The sequence below is a fragment of the Gilliamella sp. Pra-s60 genome, from assembly GCF_009795755.1.
Classification (GTDB): Bacteria; Pseudomonadota; Gammaproteobacteria; order Enterobacterales; family Orbaceae; genus Gilliamella.
Window position 1 is genome coordinate 38,679 of sequence record NZ_WTFA01000013.1, and the last position, 10,014, is coordinate 48,692.

Annotated in this window: 6 protein-coding genes; 2 read left to right on the plus strand and 4 right to left on the minus strand. The window is 37.8% G+C overall.

All coding sequences use genetic code 11. The features are described from left to right. Positions 1 to 142: 142 nt before the first annotated feature. Positions 143 to 1,435, plus strand: coding sequence for a serine--tRNA ligase (gene serS, locus GQ596_RS08865; protein WP_160401319.1), 1,293 nt, complete (start codon positions 143 to 145; stop codon positions 1,433 to 1,435). Positions 1,436 to 1,515: 80 nt separating this feature from the next. After that, entirely contained in the window at positions 1,516 to 2,415 is a 900-nt protein-coding gene (gene rarD, locus GQ596_RS08870) for an EamA family transporter RarD (RefSeq protein WP_160401320.1), read from the plus strand. Between the two features lie 44 nt (positions 2,416 to 2,459). Here the strand turns inward: rarD and pflA are convergent, their stop codons facing one another. The 4 genes from pflA to GQ596_RS08890 form a co-directional block, all read right to left on the minus strand. After that, positions 2,460 to 3,239: a pyruvate formate lyase 1-activating protein gene (pflA, locus tag GQ596_RS08875; protein WP_237398396.1), complete on the minus strand. Its 780-nt coding sequence runs from the start codon at positions 3,237 to 3,239 to the stop codon at positions 2,460 to 2,462. A gap of 227 nt (positions 3,240 to 3,466) precedes the next feature. Continuing rightward, the gene (pflB, locus tag GQ596_RS08880) at positions 3,467 to 5,749 is read right to left on the minus strand and encodes a formate C-acetyltransferase (RefSeq protein ID WP_160401321.1); all 2,283 of its coding nucleotides are present in this window, start codon (positions 5,747 to 5,749) and stop codon (positions 3,467 to 3,469) included. Positions 5,750 to 5,816: 67 nt separating this feature from the next. After that, the gene (focA, locus tag GQ596_RS08885; protein WP_237398397.1) at positions 5,817 to 6,665 is read right to left on the minus strand and encodes a formate transporter FocA; all 849 of its coding nucleotides are present in this window, start codon (positions 6,663 to 6,665) and stop codon (positions 5,817 to 5,819) included. Between the two features lie 486 nt (positions 6,666 to 7,151). After that, positions 7,152 to 8,786: a hypothetical protein gene (locus tag GQ596_RS08890; RefSeq protein ID WP_160401322.1), complete on the minus strand. Its 1,635-nt coding sequence runs from the start codon at positions 8,784 to 8,786 to the stop codon at positions 7,152 to 7,154. Positions 8,787 to 10,014 lie beyond the last annotated feature (1,228 nt).

Here is a 10,014-nt window from a genome sequence, read left to right on the forward strand (position 1 = left end):
AATCCCGATATAATTCTAGTATACTAAGCTCACAAAATTTAATATCTAAATCAATCTACTTTTTGATTTATATGTTCTATTATCTATATTAGAATAACGACAAAGTAGAAAGATATACCCTAATTAATAATGGACATTATTTATGTTGGACCCGAATTTACTCCGAAATGAATTAGATCTTGTTGCTAAAAAATTAGCTCGTCGTGGATTTAAATTAGATGTTGAAACTATTCGTCATCTTGAAGAAAAACGTAAAGTATTACAAGTTGAAACCGAAAACCTACAAGCAGAACGAAATGCTCGTTCAAAAGCGATTGGTGAAGCAAAAGCACGAGGCGAAGACATTACCGCTGTTCGTGAAGAAGTAAATAAACTTGGTGAAAAACTTAACAGCGCAAAAGCAGAGCTTGACATCTTACTAAACAAAATTAAAGACATTGCCTCAACCATCCCTAATATGCCTGATGACTCTGTCCCAGATGGTAAAGATGAAAATGACAATGTTGAAGTTTCTCGCTTTGGCACACCAAGAACATTTGATTTCCCTATTCAAGACCATGTCGCATTAGGTGAACGTTTTGGTGGTCTTGATTTTGCAGCTGGCGTAAAACTAACAGGTGCACGCTTTGTGGTGATGAAATCACAAATTGCACGCTTACATCGAGCAATCACTCAATTTATGTTAGATTTACACACCGAACAACACGGTTATGCCGAAATTTATGTACCGTACCTTGTCAATCAAGCGACACTATTTGGTACAGGGCAACTACCTAAGTTTGCTGGTGATCTGTTCCATACCAAGCCATTAGATGAAGAAGCAGAAAGCAGTAATTATGCTTTAATTCCAACTGCTGAAGTTCCTGTAACAAATCTAGTGCGTGACGAAATTCTTGATGAAAGTGTATTACCATTAAAAATGACAGCCCATACCCCATGCTTCCGTTCAGAAGCTGGATCTTATGGTAAAGATACTCGAGGCTTAATCCGCATGCATCAGTTTGATAAAGTAGAACTGGTACAAATCGTTAAACCAGAAGAATCAATGAAAGCACTAGAAGAGCTTACAGCGCATGCAGAAAAGGTACTACAGCTACTTGAACTTCCTTATCGTAAAATTGTACTTTGTACGGGGGATATGGGCTTTGGTTCATGTAAAACTTATGATCTTGAAGTATGGGTACCTGCGCAAAATACTTATCGTGAAATCTCGTCTTGTTCTAATATGTGGGATTTCCAAGCACGCAGAATGCAAGCTCGTTATCGCAATAAAGCAGATAACAAAACTTATTTAGTCCATACCCTAAACGGTTCAGGATTAGCTGTAGGGCGCACACTTGTCGCCATTATGGAAAACTACCAACAAGCAGATGGCACAATTAAAGTACCATCAGTTTTAGTTCCTTACATGAACGGCGTTGAAGTCATTGGCTAAGTGAAATCAGACCTATGTAGTTAATAGCGCTACTTATTAGTTAGCGCTATTTTTTTATTAACAAAAAAAGGGGAAAAGAGATGATAAAAGGCATCACGCTTTTAATATTTTCATCATGCCTTTTTGCTTTGCTTTATTACTACCCTGTACTATTACAACCATTATCAGTTATCGATATTTTTTGCTGGCGACTATTAACCTCATTTCCGGCAATTATTGTATTGATTATCGTCCAAAAACAATGGTCAGCAATAACAGCCCTATTTATACGAATAAAACAGCAACCGCTTTATTTATTAGGATTGATGTTTTCTTCTTTTTTACTGACTATTCAAATGATGATTTTCATCTGGGCACCACTTAATGGACATGGATTATCGGCATCGCTAGGCTATTTTTTACTGCCATTAACCATGGTTATTTCAGGACAGATCTTTTACAAAGAAAAACTCAGTTTTTTACAAAAAATAGCCGTTGGGTTAGCTGCTTTAGGCGTAATAATCGAAATTGCAACCACAGGCGCATTTTCGTGGGAAACAGCCGTTATAGCTTTAGGATACCCCATCTACTTCATCACAAGGCGAAAATTGCAAATAGAAGGCATTGCGGGCACCTTTTCAGACTTCTTGTTTATATTTATAGGTTGTCTTCTTTACTTCTCGTTAAATTATAATGCGGACAAAATTATTGGAGATATTATTCATTTCCCTATTTATATTCCAATGTTAGGAATTATAACCGCCATTGCTTTTGCTATATACTTCTTCGCAAGACGTCTACTACCACTGGGATTATTTGGTTTACTCGGCTATGTAGAGCCCGTATTGTTAACCATTGTTTCAGTATTATTTTTGCATGAAACAGTGTCTCCTAAATACATTGCCTCATATGGACTAATTTGGCTATCTGTATGCGTACTCGCTTTAGAGGGGACTATTTTTGTTTTACGAGCAATAAAACGTAAACGAATACGATACTAAAAAATAGGCACCTTACCAAGTGCCTATTTATTCATTTATACGGTTTATTTACTAAAAGTCACATAATGACCATAACTTTCTAAAATAGATTGTATTTTATCAAGCGTTTCGCGTGGTGGAGCATCGACCCCTTCCAATTTATATGTATCACCTAGGGTATCCCACTTATAAGCACCTAATTTATGGTAAGGTAGCAACTCTACACGCTCAATATTATCCATACCTTCAATAAATTTACCTAACAAATGCGCGGAATTATCATCATCAGTCCAACCGGGAACGACAACATAACGGATCCATGTTCGTTTATTAATTTTATGCAAATGTTTAGCAAACTCAAGGACTCGCTTATTTGGCACACCAACTAATTTTTGATGAATTTCATCATTTACTTGTTTTAAGTCAAGCATAACCAAATCGGTCACAGCCAAAAGTTCATCAACTATATGGTCCAACTGTCTTGCATATCCATTGGTATCCAAACAAGTACTAATACCTTCTTGATGGCAAGCTTTAAACCATTCTGTCACAAACTCAGCCTGTAATGTTGCCTCACCGCCTGATGCGGTCACACCACCACCATTAGGCATAATAAAACTTTTGTAAGAAACGATTTCTTTCATCAGTTCATCAACGGTGACTTCGCGCCCTGCTTTCACGTCCCAAGTATCCCGATTATGACAATACAAACAACGCATAAGACAACCTTGAAAGAAAACGATAAAACGAATCCCTGGACCATCAACAGTACCAAAAGATTCAAAAGAATGGATACGCCCCTTAATGGGCTGCTTTGTTGTCATAATAATATTTTGTTGTTCCATAGATACGCTCTAATCACTGCTCACATTGCTTTTGAATTTATTTTAGCTTAAATGATGTCTTTTATGCACCGATTGCATTAATCAGGCATCTCTTTCAACTTGTTTAATTATACAGAATAAATTCACATAATAATTAAATTATTATCACAATAACTATCATTAATTAAAAATGATAAAAAAATAGCGTCCATAAGGACGCCATTTATCAATAAAGTTAAAATAATTAACTAAATAGACTGTGTAAATGTACGACTAATTACGTCTTTTTGTTGCTCTTTAGTTAAAGAGTTAAAACGTACTGCATATCCAGAAACACGAATGGTTAATTGCGGATATTTTTCAGGGTGTTCCATTGCATCTAATAATGTTTCACGATTTAACACATTAACATTTAGATGTTGACCACCTTCAATTGTCGCTTCGTGATGGAAGTAACCATCCATTAAACCAGCTAAATTACGTTTACGCACATCATCATCTTTACCTAACGCATTTGGAACGATAGAGAAAGTATATGAAATACCATCTTTAGCGTAAGCAAATGGTAGTTTTGCAACAGATGTTAATGACGCAACTGCACCTTTTTGGTCACGACCGTGCATTGGGTTAGCACCTGGTCCAAATGGTGCACCAGCACGACGTCCATCAGGTGTATTACCTGTTTTCTTACCGTATACAACATTTGATGTAATAGTAAGTACTGATTGAGTAGGGATAGCATTACGATAAGTTTTAAGTTTTTGAATTTTCTTCATAAAACGTTCAACTAAATCAACAGCAATATCATCAACTCGTGGATCATTGTTACCGAATTGTGGATATTCACCTTCGATTTCAAAGTCAGTAGCTAAACCATCTTCATCACGAATGGTTTTCACTTTTGCATATTTAATTGCAGAAAGTGAGTCAGCAGCAACAGAAAGACCTGCAATACCACATGCCATAGTACGAATAACATCACGATCATGTAATGCCATTAATGACGCTTCGTAGCTATATTTATCATGCATATAGTGAATAGCATTTAATGCAGTTACATATTGTTTTGCTAACCAATCCATAAAGTGATCTAAACGAGCAAACACTGTATCAAAATCTAAATATTCATCAGTGATTGGGTCTTCTTTAGGGCCTACTTGCATTTTTAATTTTTCATCAACACCACCATTGATTGCATATAGAAGTGTTTTAGCAAGGTTAGCACGCGCACCAAAGAATTGCATTTGTTTACCAACGATCATTGGGCTTACACAACATGCGATAGCGTAGTCATCGTTGTTAAAGTCTGGACGCATTAAATCATCGTTTTCATATTGTAATGATGAAGTATCGATTGATACTTTTGATGCGAACTCTTTAAATCCACTTGGTAACTGTTCAGACCAAAGGATAGTCATATTCGGTTCTGGTGAAGGACCCATTGTATATAAAGTATTTAAGAAACGGAAAGAAGTCTTAGTTACTAATGTACGGCCATCAACACCCATACCTGCGATAGATTCAGTTGCCCAAATTGGATCGCCTGAGAATAACTCATCATATTCAGGAGTACGTAAGAAACGAACCATACGTAGTTTCATCACGAAATGGTCAACAATTTCTTGCGCGTCTTTTTCAGTGATTAAACCTGCAGCAAGATCACGTTGGAAATAGATATCAAAGAAAGTTGAAGTACGACCTAAAGACATTGCCGCACCATTTTGTGATTTAACCGCAGCTAAATAACCAAAATATGTCCATTGAACAGCTTCTTGTGCAGTTTTTGCTGGTCCAGAAATATCAAAGCCATATTTAGCAGCCATTTCTTTAATTTGACCAAGCGCACGATGTTGTTCAGCGATTTCTTCACGACGTTGCATAGTCATAGTTAAATCAACGCCATTTTCAAAATCAGCTTGTAAAGAAGTGAATTGTGCAAATTTGTCTTGCATCAAATAATCAATACCGTAAAGTGCCACACGACGGTAATCACCAATGATACGACCACGACCGTAAGCATCAGGAAGACCAGTGATAACACCAGATTTACGACAACGAAGGATATCAGGAGTATAGATATCGAAAACACCTTGGTTGTGAGTTTTACGATATTCAGTGAAGATTTTTTTGACTAAAGGATCAAGTGTTCTGTTATAAGCTTTACAAGAATTCTCGATCATTTTGATACCACCAAACGGGATAATCGCACGTTTTAGTGGTTTTTCAGTTTGTAAACCAACAATTTTTTCTAAATCTTTTTCGATATAACCTGCATCATGAGCAGTAATTGTCGAAATAACACTTGTATCAAAATCCACAGGAGCATGGGTAGCATTTTCAATTTTAATGCCTTCCATTACTTTATCCCATAACTTAGTAGTAGCTTCTGTTGCGCCAGCTAAGAAAGACTCATCGCCCTCGTATGGCGTGTAGTTCTTTTGAATAAAATCGCGGACATTGACATTACTTTGCCAATCACCATCTTTAAATCCTTTCCAAGCAGCTGCTTGTACTTCGTTTAAATTACTCATAATTTTCACCTCAGGTTTACAAAAATATCTATTTACCCTCTTACATATTAGGGCAAATATTATAAAATCAATGTGGCTTACGTAAATATAAAGCCCAATAAGGTAGCGCAACTGCTAAACCACCTAAAATATTCCCGATTGTAACTGGAATTAAATTGTTAAATATAAAATGTTCAACAGTTAGTGATTTAAATGTATCTGGCGCTACGCCAACAGCTTGCCAAAATTCAGGGGAAGCAAAATTATTAATCATAATACCCATCGGGATCATAAACATATTTGCAATGCTATGCTCAAATCCACTAGCAACAAACATAGCGACAGGAAGAACCATGATTAACATCTTATCAAGTAAGCTACGACCAGCATAACTTAACCATGCAGCCAAACAAACCATTAAGTTAGCTAAAAAACCAAGGAATACAGCTTCAATAAAAGTATGATGCAACTTATGATCAGCAGTTTGCAATACATTCAATCCCCACTGCCCGTTAGCTACCATATACTGACCTGACAGCCAAATAATCATTACAAACAGTATAGCACCAATAAAGTTACCAACATAGACTAAAATCCAATTACGGAACATTTTTAACCAACTTACTTTATGCGTCATTCTTGGTAAGATAGTCAATACTGTTGAAGTAAAAAGATCAGCGCCACAACAAACAACTAGCATTAATCCTAATGAAAAGCAGATACCACCAACTAATTTGGCTAAACCAAACGCAACGGTTGCAGTGCCAGTTGTAACGGTAATATAAAAAACAAAAGCAATAGAGATAAAAACACCAGCAAGAATTGCAGATAAAATTGTGCTACATGGGTGTTTATTTACTTTGTAGTTGCCAATGTCTTCGGCAATTTGTGTCATTTGTGCGGGGGAATAGGAATCCACAAGTTTATCAGTACTCAAACTAACATCCTCAAAAAAACTAGGGTTTTATGAGACGCATAGTATACTCAAAATTTGAAGCAGATCACGTTTTTTTTATTAAAAAAAACGCTAAAAGTAAAAATTTATTGTTTATTTAAGTAATTACCGATAACAGAGCTTTTAAAGCAAATATTTGTTTTTATAAAAAAACATCAAATAAAAAACTCAATAAAATCAATACCTTTTCTGACCGATTTTTGAAGAAAAATAATGTCCTTTTTTAGGTTTGGTAGATAGAATAGGATAGATGCGTTGGTTTAGGGCATTTAGTTTTGGGTGAATAAAATATCAACAGCAACTTCGCTTTCTGCGTCGGCGGCGGGGGGGCGGCGCTATTGTGGCTTTGCCACAACGGCGCAACCCTAAGGGAAACGCCCCAACTTACGCGGGGGCTTTATTCTTTCTTATATTGTCCTCTCAGGCACCGTACCCCCCTTCCGCGCCCTAAGGATTAAGAACTAAAAGCTAAGGTGCGGTGCAAACAGCATAAATGCTGGTGCTGGAGTTCAGCACATCACCATTAGCAGAGTACACATAAAGTTGATGGCTACGACCGTCAGTGGCACTCGTCCAGTAATGGTCTTTGAAGCCCGCATCAGCGTAGTCGTATATGACCCCCCACTCAGCGAGCAAGCCTGCTCCTATGTGACGTTTGTAGAGCCGTTGACCTGACGAAGGACTGGCACCATCTATGCCATTTACACATGGGAAAAAAGGACTAACGCCACACTTCGCATTGGTTAAATCCCTTACCCTAGGTATCCGATAACCCAAACTATTACACCATGCTAATTGGTCATTATAAGGTTTCCATTGATTACGATGGACGAACCACTGCTTTAACACAAAGCCGTAACGAACCTCATTACCATTACCATTACTATCCCTACCGACTAACTCAAACGTCTGTGGCAAAGATGGACGTGTAAGTCGACCTGGATTACCTGAGCTTATTTGACTACTACTTGCCCTTGGACCACTCAATTTTACCCGTGCTACCCGTTTCCCTCTATCAACACTAGGAATCCAACTATCATTAGCTGCTACCACCGATACTGTAGCTGTTATTCCACCACGTGTGACCGGAGACCAAGTTAACTGAGCTACATCTAACCCCCCTACATCCAAATCAAAATACAAGCCATCTGCTCCTGTAGTAGGAAAGTTTAACTCGTAAGATGATGGACTCGTTGACTGAACTAAAAACCCCTTATCAGGATTCCATATGTTAGATGGGCCTGCAAAGTAGCTTGTGCCATACTTTAGATTCGGCCTGACCGAACAAATACGGATATCGTCATTTGGATTAATATAATAATCCACCGTAGCGCCACTAAAACTACTACTCCTTGGCACCCCATACTGCGTACTTAATGTGCCACCTGTACTTGTTAAAGTTACCTTATAAGGGGCATTACATATATCTAATGCATCAGTACGATTAACCGTAGTACCGTTTTTATCGGTAAACGCCACCGATATACTCCCCGATGCCGTTACTCCACCTACTCCCTGTCCGTCTCCATCATCATCACCCCAATAACCCTGACTCACCAAATCATTCATCGTGATTGAACTCCTTGATGGCGGTACTATCGTCTCTATATGACCTAAGTTACTCCCCACATATGGCAACCTGATTGGATTTGTTGGTGTGGATGGGTTGGTTGACCTTGTGTATACCGTTCCATCCTGCAACTTTATTGACAATAAACGGTCTGTATTCGTTAATTTTGTTACCCCTCCATCAAACGTTAAATACGGCGCACTCCCCTCGATAGCCCTTGAGGTATAAGCCGTTAACGCCTCTGTATCCTGCGTATACGACAATAACAACAATGGCGCTAAGAATAATGCCGATTTTGATAATAATGGTAACTTAAATAGTAACGGCGGTTTGAATAACAATGGCGGTTTTAATAACCACTTGGATATCGGCGATAATTTTGCCGAAGATTTTGCCGATGACGGCGTCGATTTCGCTACGCGAAATGACTTCGATGATAAAAATAACTGTGGCGCTCTATTTTGACCACTGTGCGAATCAATAAGATTTAGGGCATAGGTTTGGCAGGCCAGATGCCAGATGCCAGATGCCAACCATGGTAATGCATTTTTATTTCCCTGTCAAGTAATTTATTGTTTTTTATCGATTTTTCTATCCGTTCGCTTTATTTTTGAGCGATTCCCTGCTTGAATAAGCAGGAAAATTATAACTTGATGGTGCATAATCTGCCACTTTTTTTGTTAATTTATTGTAAAGATTTGTTGGAAGGTTGAGTGCGTTGCTTTGGATTTTTTGGGGGGTGGTTTTGTTTGATAAAAATGCCTTGAAAAAACTTCAATAAAATCAATACCTTTCCTGACCGATTTTTTAGTGGAAAATTAGTTTTTTTTGTTTTGGTGAATAGAATAAATTGGGTGCGGTGGTTTCGGACGTTTTGACTTTTTGTGAATAAAATAGCTGTTGTGAACACGTCCAAGCCAAGGGAATTTAAGCGAATTCCTTGACAACCCACGCTTTGGCTGCAGAATGTGGCCTTCGGCGCCCCTCCGCAATTACTCGCATCATCCCTGATACTCGCCTCTTCGAGGCCATCTTCGCTTTGCTCAGATGTTCAAATTTGTTCCAGACAAATTTGTCGCTCGGTCTTAACGCACCGTTTGTGGACGCGTTCCCGACGCACCACAAACTCGCCAAACGTCCTGTTTGGCGTGCTAACCTCGCTCTGTTGTCGGCACATTCTGACGCCGAAATAAAACAGATAGCATAGCCGATTGTTTTTTTAATTATGTGATTAATTTTATTTTTTATTGCCGCCTATACGGCGTTAAGGTTATAACAACATGAGCATCTACCGTGTAAATATTTCTAAACCACCTATACGGCGTTAAGGATCTTTATATGAACTTAAACGAGCAGTTACAATTTCTAAACCACCTATACGGCGTTAAGGTAGAACTCAAGATTTGATAAATCTTGTTATATAAAGATAAACAACAATTTTGGCTTTGAAAACCCTTTTTTTAAGCTGTTTTATAATACTTTGATTTTATTGAATTTTAAATTATCGTAAAAAAAAGGGTCTGGAGAGGTTTATATTCAAAAAAAATGAGAAGAAAAAACTTCAATAAAATCAATACCTTTCCTGACCGATTTTTTGGGGTTTTTGCGTTGTTTTTTATAAAAAAGTGACTTATAAAAGCCACTCAAGGTTATGCTGTTGTCTTGTTACGGCGTCAGACAAATTTGTCTGGAACAAATTTGAACATCTGAGCATAGCGAAGATGGCCTCGTAGAGGCGAGTATCAGGATGATACGAGTATT